The sequence below is a fragment of the Lysinibacillus sp. FSL P2-0066 genome (genome assembly GCF_037969495.1).
Lineage (GTDB): Bacteria > Bacillota > Bacilli > Bacillales_A > Planococcaceae > Lysinibacillus > Lysinibacillus boronitolerans.
In genome coordinates this window covers 4,068,728-4,091,041 of record NZ_CP150202.1, presented here as the reverse complement: position 1 = coordinate 4,091,041, position 22,314 = coordinate 4,068,728, and the positions used below count along the sequence as shown (strand labels likewise).

Here is a 22,314-nt window from a genome sequence, read left to right as displayed (position 1 = left end):
AGCGGTTTTGGGTAATTTAAATATGTTTCATGGAAAAGTTTGATGAGTGTGAAAAATTTACAATGTAACAAAATTGAAAAATTTTATAGGTAAGTTAAATGGTATGATAAATTTGTCAGACATCATACTCGTAAAAAAATGAAACTTTTTCGTAAATAAAACGTTATATAAAATCGAGGAAAGATTGAGGTGGAATGTATGACAAAAGAAGTAGATTTGAAAAAGATTGTTTCGAATTTATCTAAGTTGGGTGTAACAGCCACTGTAACAAAGTCTCGACTAGAACTTTTAAAAGTGCTAACACCACCAACGCAAACTCCGCAAGTTCAAGCTTAACTCGTTTCCAATAGAAAAAGGGAGGTCTCAATACGCGAGACTTCCCTTTTTCTATATTTATTCATCTTCATCATGTGTGGTAAACATATATGTTCGATAATGGAATCGCATACTAAAGACTAGCCCAATCGCTAAAGCATTCCCCATAAGTGAACTTCCTCCGTAGCTTATGAACGGAAGTGGAATACCTGTGATAGGTAATAATTGAATAGTCATACCAATATTTTCGAAAACGTGGAAAGTAATCATAGCAATAATCCCAGCACATACATATGTCGAGAAAGGGTCTTTCAATAAAAGGGTTGTCTTTGTTAAATGATAAATTAATAAGAAGAAAATACAAATAACAATACTAGCACCAATAAAGCCCCATTCTTCACCGATAACTGTAAAAATGAAATCGGTATGGTTTTCAGCTACATATACCTCTCGATTTCTAAATCCCTTACCAAAAATTTCACCTGATCCAATAGCATTTAAAGAGGTAATCAAGTGATAGCCATCACTGGATGAATAGGAATAGGGATCTAGCCAAGAATAAATACGAGCAAATTGATATGCCTTAAAACCAAATGTTTTTTCTAGAAAGTCCTGCATATAAAGTGCCATCCACAGTAGTGTACCACCTGCTACCATGCCACCTAAAAATGTTGGTAAAATGATTTTCCAAGAAATACCTGCTACAATGATAAGAGCTGCAGTAATGGCAAAGAATACAAGCGCTGAGCCTAGGTCAGGCTGCTTTAAAATAATAGCCAATGGTACGATTAAGGTAATAGCGATTTTACCTAATAGCAAAAAGTCTGTTTTAATTGATCGTAATGAATAAATTTCATGGTGCTTACTAATTAATCGAGCTAGTGCTAAAATGTAAAAAGTTTTCATAAACTCAGAAGGCTGAATATTTCCTATCGGCGTATGATACCAGCTTTTAGCACCATTAACGGGTGCACCGATTTGACCTTCTCCTTCAGGCATAAAAATAAGCAGTACCAGTAAGGCAATCCCTGCTCCATACATATACCATGACATTTTTTTATATTGATCTGGCTCAAAAAACATGACTATACCAATAATTACTGCACCAATGACATACCATTGCATTTGTTTTGGTACATAGTTAATGCCATATTGACCTGATGTTTGGGCAGATGCAATAGCTAACAAACTAATGACTAGAAAAGTGAAGAGAATAAAAGCAAGTGTCCAGTCAAAACGATTTGCGAAATTTCGTTTATTTTCCATAAAAGCCACCTAAATTAAAATAGTATCTCAATATGAGTAAATGTGATGCGATTCTCCCTATTTCGTTTATAATTGGTCAAAGAAGAAAGCAAAATAATAGCCAGCAGTGCTGTAAGAATAGCTCATATCTATTGATAAGCTTGCAATTTGCTTTGAATATTGTCAATGGAATTTTAAGCAAATACTTGAACTTATTGAGTAATCTAAACTATATATGCAAATGCATGTTTAACATTCCTAATTATAACGCAAAAAATACTTTTATGCCTGCGTATATAGTAGTGACGACAATTAACATAAAATGTTTCAAAAAAATCATGTTTAGTCTTATAATGTAGTGAAGAATGGGGTGATGGTTGTGGCTAAAAAATTAAAGTCAGCTGATGATTTTATGTATCATATTTATGTTCATATGAATGATGTCGATAAATTTGTCATATTTAGCGGGTTAAAATTCTCGCAATTTGTGGCTGCACTTGAACCACTGCATCACTTACTGTTATTAAAACATTCCTATGAAGACGGTTCTTTTAATATGCATACACAATTTGAATATGTATTGGAAGAAGATGTTCCTCGTTTTGTGAAAAAATCTGCTGAATCAAAAGAATTATGTTGGGTTGATTTTATGGACGAGAAGAGGCTAGATCATTTAACACCGATGGAACAAGGAGAATTGCTTTACATAAGTCATAAGAAAGAACCGATTACGTCAGCATTTTTTAATAAATTACAAAATAGATTCGTCTATTATTCTTCAGATTTAGAGAAAATGACAAAAATTTATTTTCGTCATTTAAGTGATTCGGATTTATTGGTTGCCAATGTTTTTAATAGTTTAATTCGTGAAAAGGAACGTAGCACTGGTTTTTGGCGTCGAAAAGTAAAAGCAAGTATTCCCGCTGTATCACCAGATTTTTTACGTTCTTACCGATCCTTTGCAAAAGATGGGGCATTACTTTCCTTGTATCGGATTGAAAAACCAAAAGTAGCGTATGGAATAGAAGTTCGCAATCTGTCTGAATATTCTTTTCCTGACGAAGTTTGGGATGACTTAAATACGATTTTAAAAACAGAGCATGATGAATTAATCTATATTATTTAAACTTCATGGTGACGCAATCAAAGAACTAAGATGTTGGTAGACAATATTTATGTTGCATTATTCCTGTACAATTTAATAGCAGGAAGTATTGATGCTGGGGCATAATCGAAGAAATATACACGCAAAATCTCACCGTTAAAAATACGGTGAGATTTTTATGTCATTTGTCAAGACGTTTCATGATAAACTAATAGTACTCAAGAAGTATGTGGAGGGCACAAAAATGAAAAAAAGAATCGGTTTATTATACGGCGGAAAGTCAGCGGAGCACGAAGTGTCGTTATCGACAGCACGTGCAGTCACAGGAGCTTTGAATTTCGAGGAGTATGAAGTATATCCGATTTTCATTACAACTGACGGGGAATGGCGTCGTGGAGAGCGTTTAGAAAAACCCGTAAGTGCAATAGAAGAACTACAATTTGGTGATAATACTACAATTTTAGAAAATAATATCACTGATTTTTTGCTTGATAAAAATGGCAATGAGGTAAAGTTTGATGTCATTTTCCCATTGTTACATGGTACGAATGGTGAGGATGGAACAGTGCAAGGTTTACTTGAGGTTCTGAATTTACCGTATGTAGGAAATGGTGTATTAGCATCCTCTGCTGGAATGGATAAAGTGGTAATGAAGCAATTATTTGAAATTGCAGGATTACCTCAAGTGCCCTATACGTATTTTATTCGTAGTGAGTGGAAGAATGAGCAACAGGCAATCATTGAGCGCTGTGAAAATAACTTAAATTGGCCAATGTTTGTAAAGCCTGCAAACTTAGGATCAAGTGTTGGAATTAGCAAGGCAACAAATCGCGAGGAATTAGAAAAAGCAATTGAGGTTGCTTTGCAATATGATCGTAAAATCGTTGTTGAGCAAGGAATTGTAGCTCGTGAAGTTGAATTAGCAGTGTTAGGTAATGACTATCCAGAAGTTTCAGTACCAGGAGAAATTAAACCAGTTACTGATTTCTATGATTATGATTCTAAATATAAGGACGGTTCTACAGCACTTATTATTCCAGCTGAGCTTCCAGTAGAAACAGTGGCAAGCTTAAAAGAACTGGCAAAGCGTGCATTTAAGGCTATTGATGGTAGCGGATTAGTTCGTGCGGACTTTTTTGTAACAGCTGAAAATAACGTGTACATTAATGAAGTAAACACAATGCCAGGCTTCACGCCTGTAAGTATGTATCCATTATTATGGCAGCATACAGATGTGAGTTATCCAGAGCTGATCGACCGTTTAATTACCCTAGCAATAGAGCGCTATGAAGAAAAACAACAGCTTCACTATAAAAAAGACTGAGTGGGATTATCGTGAAAAAAACTTTAAAACAATTGGCTGCATGGTTAAATGAGGATATGGCGGCTTTTGATGACACGGTTGTGTCAGGAATTTCTATTGATACAAGAACAATTCAACAAGGAGACCTATTTGTTCCATTTCGTGGTGAGCATGCAAATGGGCACAAGTTTGTAATGCAGGCATTTGAGAAAGGTGCCGGAGCTTCTCTTTGGCAAAAGGATGAGCCGAATCCACCAGAAGGTTATCCTTTGTTGTTTGTTGATGATCCAGAATTAGCTTTGCAAGAAATGGCTAGAGCATATCGTAATGAACATAAGGCAAAATTTATTGGCATTACAGGTTCAAATGGTAAGACATCAACAAAGGATATTTTAGCGGGGACACTTGCTCCATTCTTTAAAGTACAAAAAACAATCGGGAATTTTAATAATCAATTAGGTTTGCCAATTACTATCTTACAGCTTGATGAAGATACAGATGTAGCCGTCCTTGAGATGGGCATGAGTGGATTCGGTGAAATTGAGTTTCTAACTAAGCTTGCTCGTCCTCATATGACGGTTATCACCAATATTGGTGAGGCCCATATGCAGGATTTGGGGTCGCGTGCTGGTATTGCAAAAGCGAAGTTTGAAATTATTCAAGGAATGCAAGCAGATGGTCTATTATTCTATGACGGTGATGAACCCTTGCTCCAGGAATTAGTGGCAAAAGAACAGCACTTACAGTCAGTGCCGTTTGGATTAGAATCCGACAATCTTTTATACGCAGACAATATTCATGCTAACGCTGATGGTAGCCACTTCACTACACACGGTATGATAGAGGGAGATTTCTTTATTTCAGTGCTTGGCAAGCATCAAGTAAAAAATACACTTGTGGCAATGTTAATTTCTCATAAGCTAGGTTTAAGCAATGAACAAATACGTACATCCTTAGAGCATGTAGTATTAACAGATATGAGAATGCAACAGGTGCTAGGAACGAATGGCGCTCTATTTATCAATGATGCCTATAATGCAGCACCAACCTCCGTAAAAGCTGCCATTCAATTCATGGCTACATCAACTATTCGACCTGAAAAATGGCTAGTGTTAGGAGATATGCTGGAGCTTGGCCCAGACGAGCAAAGTTTCCATGAGGGTCTAGCTGAGCATATTAATGAGGATGAAATTGATTATGTCTGTTTGTTTGGCCCTCGAATGTTATATCTTTACAAAGTATTAAAAGAGCGTTTTGAGGCGGAACGTTTATTGTATGTAGAAGATGATTATATGGCTATTATTGAAAAGCTAAAACAAGCGAATGAATCATCTATTGTTTTACTTAAAGGCTCACGTGGTATGAAATTAGAGACGATATTAAAGGCATTTACGTCATAGTGGCATTGAATCGGTGGGATAAACGCCCACCGATTTATTCATGTAAGTTTATCTTTGTTGAATGAGGTGAGAACGTTGTCAGTAGGTGTACTATGTATTCATGGATTTTCAGGTGGACCATACGAGGTGGAGCCATTCACAACTTACTTACGTTCACATACAAATTGGATAATTGAAGAGCCAACATTATCTGGGCATGGGGAAGAATTACATATGAGTGGTTTTAAGGCGAAGCACTGGTTGATGGATGCCGAATTAGCCTTCCGAGCATTGGCAAAAAAAGTTGACGAGGTAATCGTTGTTGGCTTTTCAATGGGAGGAATTATAGCGCTCTATTTAGCTAAACGTTATAAAGTGAAAAAGCTTGTATTACTAAGTGCTGCTGCAAAATATGTGAGCCCTAAGCAACTAGTCAAAGATTTTAAAATGTTAGCTACTGAAGCCTATCACCATAATTTGACTAATAATGAACTCTTTCTACGATACCATCATAAGTTTAACAATGTGCCACTAGCCTCAACAGTAGAATTTATGAAGCTGGTAAGAATGGTGGCGCCATATTATCGACATATTCAAATTCCTGTATTTATTGTGCAGGGTAAGTTAGATGGGATAGTGCCTTATCATACGGCTCAATTTCTTTTTGATGAGTTAGCCTCTGAAGATAAAAATTTGTATTTTTCTGATAACGGCAAGCATCATATATGTTTTGAGGAAGATTGCTCTGAATGGTTTCCACAAGTTTTAATGTTTTTGAAGGACAAATAAAGTAGTCAGATTATTACGACTCATGCGTTATCGTTGCATAGGATTTAAAGCCATGTTAGACTAGTGTAAGCAATGGATACATTTTGTGCGAAGACTCTTCATATTTGGTTGAAGAGTACTTTTTTTTGAACACAACGGTTTTATTCTAAAGTGAAAAATTACGACAGAATCGAACCGCTCGGTAAAGACCGGGCTTTCCTTTTCATATAAGAGAGCTCTATATGGACTATCATGTAGAGAAAATTTTTAAGTAACGGAAACGTTCCACTACACAGGCTCGAATTTGCCGACAACTTCATCTGAAAATGTAACCATTTGTCAACTTAAAAGGAAAAAAAGGAGATTGAGAAGTTTGACAAATTTTTCAGAATTAAATATTAGCGAATCTACACTACGTTCAGTAAAGCGTATGGGATTTGAAGAAGCAACACCAATCCAAGAAGGTACTATTCGTTTTGCGATTGAAGGCCGCGATGTTTTAGGTCAAGCACAAACAGGTACTGGTAAAACTGCCGCTTTCGGGATTCCACTAATTGAAAAAATCGATCCAAAAAACCCTAATATTCAAGCATTAGTCATTGCTCCAACTCGTGAGTTAGCAATTCAAGTTTCAGAAGAGCTATATAAAATTGGCTATGACAAACGCGTAAAATTATTATCAGTATACGGTGGTCAAGAAATTGGCCGTCAAATTCGTGCACTGAAAAATAGACCTCAAATTATCGTTGGTACGCCAGGTCGTATTATTGATCATATTAATCGTCGTACGTTAAAATTAGAAGATGTTCAAACATTAGTATTGGATGAAGCAGATGAAATGTTAAACATGGGCTTTATCGATGATATTAATTCAATCTTAGAAAACGTACCTTCTGAGCGCCAAACATTACTGTTCTCAGCAACAATGCCACCAGCAATCCGTAAAATTGCAGAAACATTTATGCGTGATCCAGAAATCGTGAAAATTAAAGCAAAAGAGTTAACAGTTGATAATATTGATCAATATTTTGTTAAGTCTGCTGAACGTGAAAAATTCGATGTTTTATCTCGTTTATTAAACGTTCACCAACCAGAGCTAGCTATTATTTTTGGTCGTACAAAACGCCGTGTAGATGAGCTTGCACAGGCCCTATCTATTCGTGGCTATTTAGCTGAAGGTATTCATGGTGATTTAAGCCAAGCGAAGCGTATCTCAGTGTTACGTCAGTTTAAAGAAAATAAAATCGATATCCTTGTTGCGACAGATGTAGCCGCTCGTGGACTTGATATTTCTGGTGTGACACACGTTTATAACTTTGATATTCCTCAAGATCCTGAATCTTATGTTCACCGTATTGGACGTACAGGTCGTGCGGGTAAATCGGGTCTTGCCGTAACATTTGTAACACCACGTGAAATGGGTTACTTACGAATTGTAGAAGAAACTACGAAAAAACGTATGACACCTCTTCGTCCACCAACAACGGATGAAGCATTAGAAGGTCAACAACGTTTAGCTGTAGAAACACTTGAAGGCCTCATTGCTAATAATAATTTAGGTGATTACCGCACACTTGCAGCAGAATTACTAGAGAATCATGACGCAGTCGATGTTGTAGCAGCTGCTCTACGTTCATTAACGAGAGAGCCAGACGATACACCAGTAACAATCACGGAAGAACGCCCATTACCAATGCGTCGTGAACGTTCAAGCAATAACCGTGGTGGCGGTGATCGTGGCCGTGGTAACCGTAGCTTTGGCGGCGGACGCCGTGACAATGCTCGCAGTGGAGAACGCCGCAGTAGCAGTAGCCGTCGCGAAGGTGGACGCCGTGAAGGCGGACGTCGTGAAGGTGGACAAGGTCGTTCACGCTCTCCAAGACGACACGAAGGGTAATTTTAACCGAAATACACTTAATTTTTATTGTAAACCTTACAGCCATGGTGGCTGTAAGGTTTTTTTTCGGTTATAGTTGAAACAAAAAGGTGAATGAATCCGTATACATGTAATGAAGAAAGAGGGGGGGAACGACAATGAGAGCACAACCTATTCATCAAATTTCCCGAAAAGGGTTAACTGTGTGGCGTTTATATGGAGTTATACAAACTTTGGTGCTGTTAGTTGTAGCAGGACTGGTAAGTTACGGTACTTATTATTTTGAATGGCCGACATTTATTTACTTCATAGCGGGTGCAATTGTATTTTTAAGTGCGATATTATCTGTTTATATCTTCCCGAAGATAAGATGGGAAAGATGGCGTTATGAGGTGCGTGAGCATGAAATCGAAGTACAACATGGTTTATTTGTGGTGAAACGCACATTAATTCCAATGGTACGTGTGCAACATGTTGATACGACACAAGGGCCGATATTAAAAAAATATGACTTAGGTAATATTTCTATTTCAACAGCTGCAACTGTACATACGATTCCTGCACTTGTTATGGACGAAGCAGACGTACTGCGTGCGCGTATTTCTGATTTAGCAAGGGTGGCTGAAGATGATGTCTAAGGAAATTAATCGTTTACACCCAGTGTCCGCAATTATAACAAGTGTAAAAGCATTGAAAAGTATGATATTACCAATTGTCATTATTATCATAAGTAACGGCTTTAATTTTTCTTTGAATTTTCGTAGTGAGCATTTTTTTGAAACCATTTTACTTTTTGGTGTATGGGGAGTTGCCTCACTACTTGCACTCGTGGGAGGAATCATAAAATGGCGGACATTTGTTTACTGGTTTGAAGATGGGGAATTGCGTGTAACATATGGATTATTTGTTAAAAAGAAGCGTTATATTCCTTTTGAACGTATTCAAAGTTTAAATTACAATGAAGGTGTTTTTCATCGTATTTTTGGTTTAGTGAAAGTTCAGGTGGAGACTGCTGGTAGTAAGGGAGGAAAACCTGAGGTTGAGCTGACAGCCATTCGCAAAGCAGCAGCAGATGTTATTGAATTAGAAATGCGTCATGCTAAAAACGAAGCGGTTCAACAGCAAGAACAAGCGCAGGTAGAAGAGGAAGCTGTAGCAACTCCGATGATTTATCATATGTCTATGCGAGATTTGCTGGTATTAGCAACTACATCTGGTGGGATTGGTGTCGTGCTATCAGGTCTTGCAGCTGTTGCCTCACAATTTTCCGATATTATTCCTTATGAAACAGTATTTCATGAGTTAGCTGATTTTGTGAAAATCGGCGCATTTTTAGTGGCACTAACAGTGATGGTGGTTTTAATTGTAGCTTGGATTGTATCGGTGGTCATCACGCTAATTAATTATTATGATTATACGGTCCGGATTGAAGAAGAAAAATTGATTATCACAAAGGGACTGTTAGAAAAGAAACGTATTACTTTGCCGTTGAATCGAATTCAGGCAATTCGTATTGTGGAAAATCCCTTACGTCAGTTAACGGGCTTTGCTACAGTGGTTGTTGAAAGTGCTGGAGGTAATGGTGAAAATGGAAATGATAAAAAAATTACGCTATTTCCACTTATTAAGAAGTTGGATTGTATCCAAACATTAGAACAGCTTTTCCCAGATATGAATTGGCATCCTACATTAATTCGCTCACCAAAAAGGGCAAGGCCGTTTTTTTATCGCATTGATTTTTTCTGGCTAGTTCCGATTATCGGTGCCTCTTGTTATTTCTTTTATCCATACGGGCTATTGTCGTTGCTGTTAATCCCATTAACAATTTTGCTTGGTATCTGGCAGCATAAAACAGCAGGTTATCAAATAGATGGCAAGCAACTGGCTATGCAGTATCGAGTATTTAGTCGAATTACATTGATTATGGAGAAAAAGCGAATTCAATCTATTGAAAGTACACAATCGTACTTTCAAAAAAGAAAGAATGTTATGTCTGTAAAAGCAACCGTCATGTCAGGAGCAACTGGTACAACGGGAAGTGTATCTAGCCTAGAGCAAAAGGATGCCGAGAAGATCTTAACATGGTATGAACATTAATGAACTAAAAGCTAATCCTTTCAATTTTATGGAAGGATTAGCTTTTTTAACTATAAATAAATAGGGATGCTGTTTATAATAAAGTAAAAAGAACAAAAGGGGTGGAGACATTGTTTAAATATGACATTAATGAAAGCGCTTATTTAAAGCTTTTGGATTTAAGTGATGTAGATGAGTTATTTGCTTTAACTGACCGTTCAAGGGATACATTACGTGAATGGTTGCCCTTTGTAGATGATGTTAAAACAGTAAAGGATACGGAGCAATTCATAAAAAATGCTATGCAACAATATGCTAATCACAATGGCATACAAGCAGGGATTTACTATGATGGAAAGCTTGCTGGTGTTATTGGTTATCATCAAATCAACTGGCAGCATAAATGGACAAGTATTGGCTACTGGCTAGGGAATGAATTTGTAGGCAAGGGGCTCGTCACGAATTCAATGAAAGCATTGATTGATTATGCCTTTAATTATTTAAAGTTGAATCGCATCGAAGTGCGTGTAGCAGTAGGTAATATTCGTAGTCGTACAATTCCAAAAGTATTGGGCTTCCATGAAGAAGGGCGTTTAAGGGATGCTGAGTGGCTATATGATCACCACGTAGATCAGGTTGTATATGGTTTAACAGCAGCTGAATGGAAAAAAATAAAGATGTCAAATGAAGCTACAGTAGTTTTATAACGGATGTCATTGTAAGGAAAAAGGAGCTGCTCTATAGGTGAGCAGCTCCCAGAGTGTCGACAAACTAAATTCGTAACAAAAAGTTATCATAAGTCGGCATTTAATTTTAGTTTACTATGTTCAAATGTTTTTCTGAATCCTAGAAAATAAAGGGTTTGGAAAATCTGAAAAAATTGTACTTATAGCCGTTTAATTTAAAAATAATAGACAAAGTCGAAAAAATCGACTTTGTCTACAGTCTGAGGAGTTGCTCTATAGGTGAGCAGCTCCTCTTTTAATTTTATGGTCTACCAGCCATCTTTTGTTTGCGCCAACTTAAAATTCTTTTTGGATGTAAATAAACAAGTCCAAGGATAAATCCGGTTACCAAACCGCCTAAATGAGCAAAGACATTCACGTTTGGTTGGAGAAAGGTCATAATGACACTGATGACGATGATTGGTAAAATGAGCTTACGAAGCATTGGCATTGTACGACGAGTATAGTAAACTAATGCCCCAAATGCACCAAAAATTCCAAAAATAGCCCCACTTGCACCAAGACTCGCATAACTACTATCATAGAATATATAGGTTGCCATGTTGCCTACAATACCTGATACTAAATAAATTGTAATGAAACGTGCTTTCCCTGCGATTTTTTCTAGCTCTGGTCCAAAGAGATACAAGGAAAACATATTAAAAAACACATGCATAAACCCTGCATGTAAAAACATAGCAGAGAAAACACGCCACCATTCACCACTTTGAATCAGGAAATTTGCTTGGATTCCGTAATTCCACAAAAGTGTTCCTATGCCGGGTATGAGAGATAATACATAAAGAGTAAGATTTATTGCTATTAAAGTTGAAACAATAGGGTAATACTTTGTATATTGCTTAAAATTTTCCGTTCTACTAAACATGGCTCCACCTCAATTTACAATTATTATACATGCCTTGTTGGAAATAGGTAAAGGAGAAGGTTCACATGATTAAGGGAATTGGCCTCGATATTGTAGAGATTGATCGTATTGCAAAGGCTCTGAAACGAACAGATAAATTTAAAGACCGCATTTTAACGATAAATGAAAAAAAAATATTTGATGGTTATTCTGAAACTCGTAAGATAGAATTTTTAGCTGGGCGATTTGCTGCTAAAGAAGCATTTTCGAAAGCTTTGGGAACAGGGCTTGGAGAACAATGTAAGCTTCATGATATGGAAGTATTAAAAGGAGAGGCCGGCAAGCCTGTTTTATATTTTAAGGATGAACTTGTCAATGGATTTGTTAGTATTACGCATTCTAAGCACTATGCAGCTGCACAAGTAATCTTATTAGAATAGTACTTAACTTGTCTAAAAGGGTTGCACGTAAATTTAAATATATTGCCCTTTCTTCAAATGACATAACTGACAAATACGGTTCATATATTGTCGTAGTGGATTTGAAAGAAGAAAGGGTGAAAGCGTGGGCAACTGTATAGTTAAATGGCTCGTCTTACTTTGTACGATATTACTTCTGTCGGCATGTGGTGCAGCCTCACAGGAAAAAGTGTTGAAGAAAGTGAATGGTAAATGGGCAGAGACGAATGGTTATGAATTAAATGCATCGATGGAAATAAAATCGGGTGGGGAACCAAGAAATTATGATGTAACAGTATGGCACACAAAACCTGATTTCTATCGAGTAGAAGTAGTTGAAAGTGGGAAAGATGTTTCTCAAATGATTGTACGTAATGCTGATGGTGTTTTTGTTGTAACACCGACATTAAACAAAATGTATAAATTCCAAAGTGATTGGCCAAAGAAAAATAGTCAAGCCTACTTAATTGGAGCGCTAGCAGAAGATTTAGCGGAAGATAAAAATCTTGTCATGAAAGAAGAAGAAAAAGCATATATATTTGAAGCGGCTACTAGAAATAGCTATAAGAACAGTATGCCACATCAGGTTATAACAGTAGATAAGAAAACTTTATTGCCAACCTCAGTAGTTATTATGAATGATGTGAAAGAAGAGCAAATCAAAATCACATTTAAGAAAATTAAACTAGGTGTACAACATGCTGCAAAAGAGTATGCCGTTGAGCAATTCACTGATAAAGATAACACGAAAGGTGAACAAGCTACACCTGCCGACAAAGATGGGCAAGAAGATAATGAGGATAAGGAAGCAGTTGGTGCAGAGGTAGAATATCAAGAATTCCAAACACATTATCCTGTCGTAAATTGGGCACAATTAGCAAATGAAAAAGTTGTGCAGGAAAGTGGAATGGAACGAGTTATCTTAACATTCGAAGGTGAAAAGGCATTTACTGTTATGCAGCAACCAGTAATGAAAGAAAATTCAATGTTACCGGTATCTTCACCTGGTGATCCAGTTGATTTAGGCTTTACGATTGGTGCTATTACAGATACATCAATTAGTTGGGAAAAAGATGGTGTTGAATTCTTTGTAGCATCAAGTAAATTAACGCGAGAAGAAATGATTGAAGTTGCTACATCTATGACGATAAGTAGTATGAAGTAACTTTTCTGGCTACAGCCTTCTGGAATACGGAGGCTGTAGCTTATTGATAATTGAAATGAACCGATAAAGTATAAGCTCATATGAAAGCTAAAACTTTGTGTGTACAAGCTAAATCGATATACTAAGCATACATGTATGTCCTACATAATGTTTTAATTAAAAATAAAGAGGGTATCCTTATGAAGACACAGCAGTTTTTTCGTCCAACCAAAGCAATAATAGACTTACAAGCAATTCAACAAAATGTAAAAAATTTAAAAGAATTTTTACGACCTAATGTTCAAATTATCGCTGTAGTAAAAGCAAATGCGTATGGTCATGGAGATGTAGCCGTTGCACGGGCAGCTCTTGAAGCTGGTGCCACAGTACTTGCAGTGGCAACGCCCGATGAGGCATTACATATTCGAGCACATTTTAAAGAACCAGACATATTAATATTAGGTGCATCTCCAGTTTCATTTGCTCCCTATGCAGCGCAGCAACGTATTATACTTACGGCGTTTGCCGATGATTGGGTTCAGCAAGCTGCTTCTCTTTTAGTGGATGAGGCACGTCCTTTACGACTTCATATAAAAATAGATAGCGGAATGGGTAGAATAGGTATTCGCTCAGTGCAGGAATTATTAGAGCTGTACCAAACAATACAGTCTACAGAAAACGTTGAGCTGGATGGAATATTTACACATTTCGCGACAGCTGATGAAGAGGATACACTACATTTTGATCAACAGGTACAATTTTTTGAGAAATGTTTAGCTGTAATACCTAATAAGCCGCGACTTGTTCATGCATCTAATACAGCAGCCTCATTAGTAAAAGATCCACATTTACAATATGATGCTGTTAGATATGGAATTTCTATGTATGGATTATCACCTTCTCCATACGTGAAAAGTATCTTACCTTTTCCTTTATTACCAGCCTTCTCACTTGAAAGTGAACTTGTGCATGTGAAGCAAATAAAAGCAGGTGATTCAGTTGGCTATGGAGCCACGTATGTTGCTCCATCAGATATGTGGGTTGGAACGATTCCAATTGGCTATGCAGATGGCATGATTCGCAAGTTAGGTGGACAAGAAGTTTTAATTGATGGACAAAGAATGCCGATTGTCGGACGAATTTGTATGGACCAATGTATGGTTGCCCTACCAAAAGCATATGATATAGGTGAGAAGGTAACACTCATTGGTCAACAAGGAAATAATGGAATAACGATCGATGAATGGGCAACAAAGCTTGAAACAATTAATTATGAAATACCATGCATTATAACAACAAGAGTTCCTAGAATATACTTTTAGTTGTCTTTCATTAGAATTAGTCAAATTTCAATGTAATGCCATGAGCAATGTTCCAAGTTAGAATTGGTAAATAAATTAGCACTGGAGAACTTATTTCTTTTCCAAAACATAGTAATGGCTCATATTTGGAAACACATTGCAATAATAATTATTCAGCATATACCTTCGACAACCAACATATTTTTACAATTTGTACTTCAAATTGTCAGATATTTTGTCATTTCATGTCTTTTCAACAATATCTTTCAATGATAGAATGGGAAGTAATGAAAAGTGTATGGTTCCGTTGGAGGTGCTTGCTGTGTACGAGAAAAAGTTAAGAGAAGCTACAATTGCTGTTCAAGACAGACTATTTCTACAAACAAAGGAAGTAATTGAAGGTGAATCTTTTGTGCGTATTTTGGCGCGCAAAAATTTAATGCAGGAGCAACCAAATCAAATACGGGAAGCTATGATTAAAGGATATGTTGAAATGTCTCATATTAATTTAATGATTGCGAGCGAATGCTTGCATGCAGAGTATGAAGCACAACATATGGTGGAGCGTCTCGTTAGCGGGGGATGACACTTTGAATGTAAAACGTGGTGACGTTTTTTTTGCAGACTTATCACCGGTAATAGGTTCTGAACAAGGAGGCACTAGGCCGGTGCTGATTATTCAAAATGATATTGGCAATCGATTTAGCCCGACTGTCATCATCGCAGCTATCACTGCACAGATTCAAAAGGCAAAGTTACCGACACACGTTGAAATCAATGCTGAAAAGTATGGTTTTGAACGTGATTCGGTTATTTTGCTAGAACAAGTGCGGACAATTGACAAGTCAAGATTGACGGATCGTATTACGCAACTTGATCATGCTGTGATGGAAAAAGTTGATGGAGCGTTGATGATTAGTTTAGGTCTAGTTAAATTTTGATATACATATGTGTATAGAAGCATCGAGATTATGATATCTCGATGCTTTTTTTGTCTTATTTCCTTGAAACGTCTTTACCATAATTTGAATTTACTATTATAGATTTTGTGCAGCAAATGATTTTGCTACGAAAGGAGAAGTGCTGGCGATTAAGCCAACGTATAATTGATAAATGTTACAAAAAGCTTTAAGATATATTCAAGATTTTTAATAAAAATAGATTTTTGAAAAAATTCTTAAAAGGTATATGAAAATTTACATAGAATATTCCAATTATAGAGGCGATTAAATTTTTTTTAATTATGGCAAGCAGGTCGAACAAAAGTGTAAGAGTATAGCTCCACAGGAAATGGAGGGACAGCAGTGACATATAGGTCTTCGGTTGAAATTATTACAGAGTGGGATATTGTTGCAGCTAGACAACTGGGGCGCAATGAAGCAAAAGTACTGGGATTTGGCACTGTTGATCAAGCCCGTATCACCACGGCAATTAGTGAATTAGCACGTAATATATATTTATATGCAAGTATAGGTGTCATAGAAATTGAAAGGGTTGAGGCGGATACTGAAAAGAAAATAGTTGTTATTGCAACAGATCGAGGGCCTGGTATTAAAGATGTTCGTAAAGTAATGGAGGATGGTTATTCCACCTCTGGGGGGCTAGGTGCAGGTTTGCCAGGTGTTAAACGATTGATGGACAGTTTAGATATTCAATCTGTCATTGGAGTAGGAACAACAATAAGAGCGGAAAAATGGTTGCGTTAGGACGTGAAGAAAACTGAAACAATTAGAAGCTCAGTATAAAAAAATATTAGCAGATTATATGGTCAACCAAACAGAAAGAAATTTATATATCGCTCAGAACTTCACACGTCAGTTAATTCAAAAAAATATCTCACCTGAGGATGTTATTAGCATCCATAAAAATGCTGTAGAACAAATATTTCCGAATCAAATGAATGAATCACAGCCTGCTTATGATTTTCTTATTGAAGTAATGGTGCATTATGGGATGGCCCATAGAGAGCATCAAAGTTTACTTCAAAAGCAAGCTGAATATGAAATGGAAATGAAAATAGCGACAAACATTCAAAAAACATTATTGAAAACTTATGTGCCGAATATGCAAAATATTGATATAGGTATGATTTCAGTACCTATTCGAAAAATGAACGGCGATTATGTACATTTTTTCCACGATGGTGAAGAATATTTGAGTGTGGCTGTGACAGATGTGGTCGGAAAAGGAGTTCCTGCTGCTTTATGTATGTCGATGGTGAAATATGGACTTGAAACATTGGTATATGCATATAAAGATCCGTCATATGTTTTAGAAGTTTTAAATAGGGTAATAGAAAAAGGTGTGGATGACAGTATGTTTGTTTCGATGTTTTATGGCTGCTTAGATGTAGAGCAAAACATCTTTTCTTATGCTTCGGCGGGCCATGAACCAGCTTTACATTATAGTGCAAAGGACGATCAGTTCTTTACCTTAGAGGCTAAAGGTCTACTATTGGGTGTATTGTCTGAAACAAACTATACGTTTCATGAAATTGTGTTAGAAGAGAATGATTTGATTATTATGATGACCGACGGTGTGACAGAATTTAGAGTGAAAGAAGAATTAAATTCGCGAGAGGTAATCACAACTTTAATAAAAGAAAATAGACATTTATCTGCCCAGCAATTGTGTCAGCTCCTTTATAAGGAAATAGAGAGAGTGCAAAATTTTAAACTATTTGATGATTTTACTGTAGTTATTTTAAAAAAATAGGTTTAAGTTTAAATTGAACAGGGTAGAGAAAATAGTCTAACAAATATGGTGGAGGTGTGCTATATGGACGTAACGATACATTTTAAAGAAATTGATCATAAATTATTTGGCTTTGTTGAGGGTGAGATTGATACGTTTACTGCTTCAGGATTACGAGACGAATTAGAAGCTGTAAAGATTACAGAGGGTTTAGAAATTGAGCTTGATCTATCAAAGGTAAATTACATGGATAGTACAGGGCTTGGGATTTTTGTTGCCTTTTATAAAAGAGCATTACGTGAAAATGGAAAAGTAAAGCTCGTTGGTTTATCGAATAGGTTACAAAGATTATTTGAAATTACTGGTCTTAGTGATTTGATGGATATCGAAACTGATAAAAAGGTGGAATTAAGATAATGAAGGAATTTGACTATATTGAAATTAGAGTTCCTGCTAAACCGCAATTTGTCAGTGTCATTCGATTAACTGTCTCGGGCTTAGCAAGTAGGATTGGCTTTAATTATGATGATATTGAAGATTTAAAAATTGCAGCGAGTGAGGCTGTGACAAATGTTGTTCACCATGCTTATAAAGACGAAGAAGAGGGTGAAATTGTCATCGGCTGTGCGCTGTACGACAATAAAATGGAAATGATGATTGCGGATTACGGCAATAGTTTTAATTTTGAAGAGATTAAGTCTAAGATTGGGCCGTATCATCCTGAAGAAAGTATTGCAGGGCTAAGAGAAGGTGGTTTGGGACTTTATTTAATGGAAACTTTGATGGATGAGGTGATGATCAATAACGATGGTGGCGTAACTGTCTTCATGACAAAGTATGTCACTAGGGAGCAGGTGGAGAAAAATGTCGAAAGAATCACTACATAAATCTTCATCCAAAGAAGATGTACTAAAGTGGATTGAATTGTACCAGTCAACAGAGGATGATGAAGCACAAACCAATTTAGTGATTCATTATCGATATCTAGTTGAATCTATAGCTCGTAAATATTCGAATGGTAAATCTTATTATGATGATATTGTTCAAGTAGGGATGCTGGGATTGTTAGGTGCAATAAGACGTTTTGATCCGAATGTTGGTCGTAGTTTTGAAGCATTTGCCGTGCCAACAATTGTTGGGGAAATCAAACGTTTTTTACGTGATAAAACATGGGATGTTCATGTGCCTAGACGAATAAAGGAACTTGGGCCGAGGATTAAATCAACCGTGGAGGCGCTGACAATTGAATTGCAGCGTTCTCCATCCATTAAAGATATTGCTGAACGATTAGAAGTAGCAGAGGAAGAGGTACTAGAAGCTATGGAAATGAGCCGTAGTTATCAAGCTCTTTCTATGGACCATTCAATAGAATCAGATTCTGACGGTAGCACAGTGACGTTATTCGATATTTTGGGCAGAGAAGACGATGGCTATGAAATGACCAATAAACGAATGATTGTTTCGGATGCACTGGTTGTATTGAATGAGAGAGAAAAGCAAATTATTCAGCTTACATATCTAGAGCAACTTAGTCAAAAAGAAGCTGGAGAACGATTAGGGATTTCTCAAATGCATGTATCTAGGATACAAAGGAAAGCAATAAAGAAATTACAAGAGGCTATTCTAGCAAGTGGCGGTGTTTCGCTCTAATCTTTCGGAGGTATTTAGTGAAGAATACCTTTAAAATGAATGAAAATAGTCTACTCATATTCGTCTGAGTAGACTATTTTTTTGCATTTTTAGTAAAGTGTAATGGTAAAATGAAAAGAAAAAGGTAGTGATGATGTGGAGCAAAGGCAAATGTTACAGCTCATTGCAAAAGATGTAGCAGTCAAACCAGGGCAAGTAGAAGCTGTTATCAAATTATTAGAAGAGGGAAATACGGTACCATTTATTGCGCGCTATCGAAAAGAGGTTACAGGATCACTTGATGAGGTGCAAATTAAGGCTGTAGAAGATCGTTATCACTACATACAGCAACTTGAACAACGAAAAGAAGAAGTTATACGATTAATCCAAGAGCAAGAAAAGCTTACACCAGAATTAGAACAGGCTATTCTTTCTGCAACAATCTTACAACGTGTTGAGGATTTATATAGACCTTATAAGCAAAAACGACGTACAAAGGCGACGATTGCAAAAGAGAAAGGTTTAGAGCCTCTTGCAGATCTCCTATTAGCATTTAGTAATGATGCATTAGAGCAATTAGCTATTGATTTTGTGGATAATGAACAAGTTGCTAATCCTGAAGAAGCCCTGATGGGAGCTCGAGATATATTAGCAGAACGTTTTGCGGACGATGCCTCTATCCGTGAAAAAATTCGTGCTTATTCATGGAAGGATGGCATCCTTGTTACGTCTGTGAAAAATTCTGAAATCGATGAAAAAAATGTTTTTGAAATGTATTACGAATATGAGGAGCCTGTTAATCGCATTGTGCCGCACCGTATTTTAGCGATAAATCGAGGGGAAAAAGAAGAGATATTAAAGGTTTCTATTCATGTACCGGTGGACCGAGTATTAATGATTATGTGGAAAGAATGGATTCCAGCAACTGGTTCCTCTCCTGCTATTGCAGAAGTGAAACTAGCAATCGAGGATTCGTACAAGCGCTTAATTCAGCCTTCAATTGAAAGGGAATTACGAAACGAGCTTACAGAAAAAGCTGAGGCACAGGCTATTCATATTTTCTCTGAAAATTTACGTAACTTATTACTACAGCCACCTATGAAAGGGAAGTATGTTTTAGGGGTTGACCCAGCTTACCGTACAGGTTGTAAGCTAGCGGTTGTAGATGAAAATGGGAAAATGCTTGAGGTTACAGCTATTTATCCACATCCACCTAAACCAGATGTGGCAAAATCGAAAGCTACTGTGAAAGGAATTTTGGCAAAGTATCCAATAAGTATAATTGCCATTGGGAATGGTACAGCATCTCGAGAAACAGAACAATTTATCGCAGATGTATTAAACGAGCTTACTACTGACATAGCTTATGTGATTGTCAATGAAGCGGGAGCATCTGTTTATTCAGCGTCTGATATTGCACGTGCAGAATTTCCTGATTTACAGGTTGAACAACGTAGTGCTGTCTCCATTGCACGCCGCTTACAGGATCCTTTATCAGAGTTAGTGAAAATTGAACCAAAAGCGGTGGGAGTAGGTCAATATCAGCATGATGTTTCTCAAAAAAAATTAAATGAATCGCTAACTTTTATAGTAGAAACAGCTGTTAACCAAGTTGGTGTTGATGTAAATACGGCTTCATCATCACTCTTACAATACGTTTCTGGTTTATCAAAAACTGTTGCAGAGAATATCGTGAAGACGCGAGAGGAAAATGGTCAATTTACTACACGTGCGCAATTAAAGAAGATCCCAAGGTTAGGTGCCAAAACGTATGAACAGGCTATTGGTTTCCTACGTGTCCCAGAAGCAAAAAATCCGTTTGATGCTACAGGTATTCATCCTGAGAGCTATGATCTTGCTGAGCAAATATTAGCAGAGGCTCAAATAGATAAAAAAGAGTTAGGGACACAGAAGGCAGAGGAAGCTATTGCAGCACTAAATATCAAAAAGTTAAGTGATGTGCTCGGAGTAGGAGTTGTGACAATTCAAGACATCGTGGATACTTTAATGAAACCTAGTCGCGACCCACGTGATGCATTCCCACAACCATTGCTTAAGACTGATGTATTGAAAATGGAAGATTTAAAAGTAGGTATGGAATTGCAGGGTACGGTAAGAAATGTAGTAGATTTCGGCGCATTTGTTGACATTGGCGTGAAGCAAGATGGACTTGTGCATATTTCTAAACTCCAAAACAAACGTATTAAGCATCCATTGGAAGTTGTAGCGCTTGGGGATATTGTAACTGTCTGGGTTGAACAAATAGATGTAACGAAAGGTCGTATCTCTTTAACGATGCTTCCACCTAAAAATCAAGCATTAGTTTGAGTACTAAATTTTCACCACACTGTCTATACTACGCAGTGTGGTATTCTTGTTGTTAGAGGTGATTACTATGGACAATCAAGAATTACAAGAGCTTGTTCGTCGCTTATCTTTGAAAAGCTTTCAGAGACCTTTTCTTCATCAAGCCTATTTTAATGCAAGATTACGTTCAACGGGAGGACGATATCTTTTACAATCTCATAATATTGAGATTAATCCTAAAGCCTATGAGTTATACGGTTTGGAAGAAGTTCAAGGTATTATTTTACACGAATTATGCCATTATCATCTACATATTGAAGGGAAAGGGTATCAGCATCGAGATAAAGATTTTAGAGAATTATTAAGGAAAGTAGATGCCCCGCGATTTTGCTCAGTTCTACATTCCCCTAAAGCTACAATTAAAAAACACCGACGACGCTATACATATACTTGTGTTAATTGCCACCAGTTATATGTACGGAAAATAAAAATGAATGTTGAAAAGTATTGTTGTAGTAAGTGTTTGGGGAAATTAAAATTAGTGGAATAAAAAAACTTTTAAAAATAGTTGACGTTTTGTTGTGTTGTCCCTATAATAGTAAAAGTCGACAAGATAACGACAACAACTAACATACATTATTCCGAAGTAGCTCAGTTGGTAGTAGCACCTGACTGTTAATCAGGTTGTCGCAGGTTCGAGTCCTGCCTTCGGAGCCATGGCCCCTTGGTCAAGTGGTTAAGACACCGCCCTTTCACGGCGGTAACACGGGTTCGAATCCCGTAGGGGTCATTTTTCATAATTTAATGTAAATATTTTGGTCCCGTGGTGTAGCGGTTAACATGCCTGCCTGTCACGCAGGAGATCGCCGGTTCGATCCCGGTCGGGACCGCCACTTATTGGGGTATAGCCAAGCGGTAAGGCAACGGATTTTGATTCCGTCATGCCTAGGTTCGAATCCTAGTACCCCAGCCATTCATTTCTTAATTCGAGCCATTAGCTCAGTTGGTAGAGCATCTGACTTTTAATCAGAGGGTCGAAGGTTCGAGTCCTTCATGGCTCATCTCTTTAAGAAAAAGAGTTGACTTTTTGAATTATCGTAGTATAATGAGAAAGTTACTAATCG

At 37.0% G+C, this 22,314-nt stretch carries 23 protein-coding genes and 5 tRNA genes; 26 read left to right on the top strand and 2 right to left on the bottom strand.

Annotation, left to right across the window (positions count from 1 at the left end; all coding sequences use genetic code 11):
* Window positions 1-198 precede the first annotated feature (198 nt).
* Window positions 199-336: an Lmo0850 family protein gene (locus MKZ14_RS20355; RefSeq protein ID WP_004232019.1), complete on the top strand. Its 138-nt coding sequence runs from the start codon at window positions 199-201 to the stop codon at window positions 334-336.
* Between the two features lie 57 nt (window positions 337-393).
* On the opposite strand, the gene MKZ14_RS20350 is transcribed toward MKZ14_RS20355, so the two are convergent.
* Window positions 394-1,581: an FtsW/RodA/SpoVE family cell cycle protein gene (locus MKZ14_RS20350; protein ID WP_036079404.1), complete on the bottom strand. Its 1,188-nt coding sequence runs from the start codon at window positions 1,579-1,581 to the stop codon at window positions 394-396.
* Window positions 1,582-1,933: 352 nt separating this feature from the next.
* Here MKZ14_RS20350 and MKZ14_RS20345 point away from each other — a divergent pair, with 352 nt between their 5' ends.
* From MKZ14_RS20345 to MKZ14_RS20310, 8 genes are all read left to right on the top strand, one after another.
* On the top strand, window positions 1,934-2,686 hold the full coding sequence (locus MKZ14_RS20345; RefSeq protein WP_036079402.1) for a hypothetical protein: 753 nt from the start codon (window positions 1,934-1,936) through the stop codon (window positions 2,684-2,686).
* A gap of 223 nt (window positions 2,687-2,909) precedes the next feature.
* Window positions 2,910-3,989: a D-alanine--D-alanine ligase gene (locus tag MKZ14_RS20340; protein WP_312126246.1), complete on the top strand. Its 1,080-nt coding sequence runs from the start codon at window positions 2,910-2,912 to the stop codon at window positions 3,987-3,989.
* Between the two features lie 11 nt (window positions 3,990-4,000).
* On the top strand, window positions 4,001-5,368 hold the full coding sequence (murF, locus tag MKZ14_RS20335; protein WP_312126248.1) for a UDP-N-acetylmuramoyl-tripeptide--D-alanyl-D-alanine ligase: 1,368 nt from the start codon (window positions 4,001-4,003) through the stop codon (window positions 5,366-5,368).
* Between the two features lie 75 nt (window positions 5,369-5,443).
* Window positions 5,444-6,136 carry an alpha/beta fold hydrolase gene (locus MKZ14_RS20330; protein WP_333006488.1) on the top strand — a complete coding sequence of 231 codons (693 nt, stop codon included), beginning with the start codon at window positions 5,444-5,446 and terminating at the stop codon, window positions 6,134-6,136.
* Window positions 6,137-6,488: 352 nt separating this feature from the next.
* On the top strand, window positions 6,489-8,012 hold the full coding sequence (locus tag MKZ14_RS20325) for a DEAD/DEAH box helicase (RefSeq protein ID WP_036079395.1): 1,524 nt from the start codon (window positions 6,489-6,491) through the stop codon (window positions 8,010-8,012).
* A 137-nt stretch (window positions 8,013-8,149) separates the two neighbouring features.
* Window positions 8,150-8,629 (top strand): PH domain-containing protein, encoded by a 480-nt coding sequence (locus MKZ14_RS20320; protein ID WP_312126250.1) that lies wholly within the window; start codon window positions 8,150-8,152, stop codon window positions 8,627-8,629.
* Window positions 8,622-10,088, top strand: a complete 1,467-nt coding sequence (locus MKZ14_RS20315) for a PH domain-containing protein (RefSeq protein WP_339280388.1) — start codon at window positions 8,622-8,624, stop codon at window positions 10,086-10,088. Before MKZ14_RS20320 ends, MKZ14_RS20315 begins: the two co-directional genes overlap by 8 nt.
* 110 nt (window positions 10,089-10,198) lie before the next feature.
* The gene (locus tag MKZ14_RS20310) at window positions 10,199-10,774 is read left to right on the top strand and encodes a GNAT family protein (RefSeq protein WP_258860285.1); all 576 of its coding nucleotides are present in this window, start codon (window positions 10,199-10,201) and stop codon (window positions 10,772-10,774) included.
* A gap of 280 nt (window positions 10,775-11,054) precedes the next feature.
* On the opposite strand, the gene MKZ14_RS20305 is transcribed toward MKZ14_RS20310, so the two are convergent.
* On the bottom strand, window positions 11,055-11,678 hold the full coding sequence (locus MKZ14_RS20305; RefSeq protein WP_036079389.1) for a rhomboid family intramembrane serine protease: 624 nt from the start codon (window positions 11,676-11,678) through the stop codon (window positions 11,055-11,057).
* 65 nt (window positions 11,679-11,743) lie between these two features.
* Here MKZ14_RS20305 and acpS point away from each other — a divergent pair, with 65 nt between their 5' ends.
* From acpS to MKZ14_RS20220, 17 genes are all read left to right on the top strand, one after another.
* The gene (acpS, locus tag MKZ14_RS20300; RefSeq protein ID WP_036079388.1) at window positions 11,744-12,097 is read left to right on the top strand and encodes a holo-ACP synthase; all 354 of its coding nucleotides are present in this window, start codon (window positions 11,744-11,746) and stop codon (window positions 12,095-12,097) included.
* 124 nt (window positions 12,098-12,221) lie between these two features.
* Complete coding sequence (locus MKZ14_RS20295; protein WP_339280387.1) at window positions 12,222-13,280, top strand: outer membrane lipoprotein carrier protein LolA; 1,059 nt, start codon at window positions 12,222-12,224, stop codon at window positions 13,278-13,280.
* 179 nt (window positions 13,281-13,459) lie between these two features.
* Window positions 13,460-14,581, top strand: a complete 1,122-nt coding sequence (gene alr / locus MKZ14_RS20290) for an alanine racemase (RefSeq protein WP_016995332.1) — start codon at window positions 13,460-13,462, stop codon at window positions 14,579-14,581.
* Window positions 14,582-14,882: 301 nt separating this feature from the next.
* Window positions 14,883-15,146, top strand: a complete 264-nt coding sequence (locus MKZ14_RS20285; protein WP_004232053.1) for a hypothetical protein — start codon at window positions 14,883-14,885, stop codon at window positions 15,144-15,146.
* Window positions 15,147-15,150: 4 nt separating this feature from the next.
* Window positions 15,151-15,501: a type II toxin-antitoxin system PemK/MazF family toxin gene (locus MKZ14_RS20280; protein WP_004232054.1), complete on the top strand. Its 351-nt coding sequence runs from the start codon at window positions 15,151-15,153 to the stop codon at window positions 15,499-15,501.
* A 363-nt stretch (window positions 15,502-15,864) separates the two neighbouring features.
* Complete coding sequence (locus MKZ14_RS20275) at window positions 15,865-16,266, top strand: anti-sigma regulatory factor (protein ID WP_016993415.1); 402 nt, start codon at window positions 15,865-15,867, stop codon at window positions 16,264-16,266.
* Between the two features lie 58 nt (window positions 16,267-16,324).
* Window positions 16,325-17,275, top strand: coding sequence for a PP2C family protein-serine/threonine phosphatase (locus MKZ14_RS20270; protein ID WP_333006491.1), 951 nt, complete (start codon window positions 16,325-16,327; stop codon window positions 17,273-17,275).
* Window positions 17,276-17,338: 63 nt separating this feature from the next.
* On the top strand, window positions 17,339-17,671 hold the full coding sequence (locus MKZ14_RS20265; protein ID WP_016993414.1) for an STAS domain-containing protein: 333 nt from the start codon (window positions 17,339-17,341) through the stop codon (window positions 17,669-17,671).
* Window positions 17,671-18,141, top strand: coding sequence for an anti-sigma B factor RsbW (rsbW, locus tag MKZ14_RS20260; protein WP_016993413.1), 471 nt, complete (start codon window positions 17,671-17,673; stop codon window positions 18,139-18,141). The genes MKZ14_RS20265 and rsbW overlap by 1 nt, the downstream gene beginning before the upstream one ends.
* Entirely contained in the window at window positions 18,119-18,904 is a 786-nt protein-coding gene (gene sigB / locus MKZ14_RS20255) for an RNA polymerase sigma factor SigB (protein WP_016993412.1), read from the top strand. The genes rsbW and sigB overlap by 23 nt, the downstream gene beginning before the upstream one ends.
* Before the next feature lie 135 nt (window positions 18,905-19,039).
* A complete protein-coding gene (locus MKZ14_RS20250; protein ID WP_333006492.1) occupies window positions 19,040-21,211 on the top strand; it encodes a Tex family protein in 2,172 nt (723 codons plus the stop codon).
* 67 nt (window positions 21,212-21,278) lie between these two features.
* A complete protein-coding gene (locus MKZ14_RS20245; protein WP_333006493.1) occupies window positions 21,279-21,740 on the top strand; it encodes a SprT family protein in 462 nt (153 codons plus the stop codon).
* A 90-nt stretch (window positions 21,741-21,830) separates the two neighbouring features.
* A tRNA-Asn gene (locus MKZ14_RS20240) sits at window positions 21,831-21,907 on the top strand.
* Between the two features lies 1 nt (window position 21,908).
* Window positions 21,909-21,980 (top strand) — tRNA-Glu (locus MKZ14_RS20235).
* 27 nt (window positions 21,981-22,007) lie between these two features.
* Window positions 22,008-22,083 (top strand) — tRNA-Asp (locus MKZ14_RS20230).
* 5 nt (window positions 22,084-22,088) lie between these two features.
* Window positions 22,089-22,163: transfer RNA gene (locus MKZ14_RS20225), tRNA-Gln, on the top strand.
* Window positions 22,164-22,178: 15 nt separating this feature from the next.
* A tRNA-Lys gene (locus MKZ14_RS20220) sits at window positions 22,179-22,251 on the top strand.
* Window positions 22,252-22,314 lie beyond the last annotated feature (63 nt).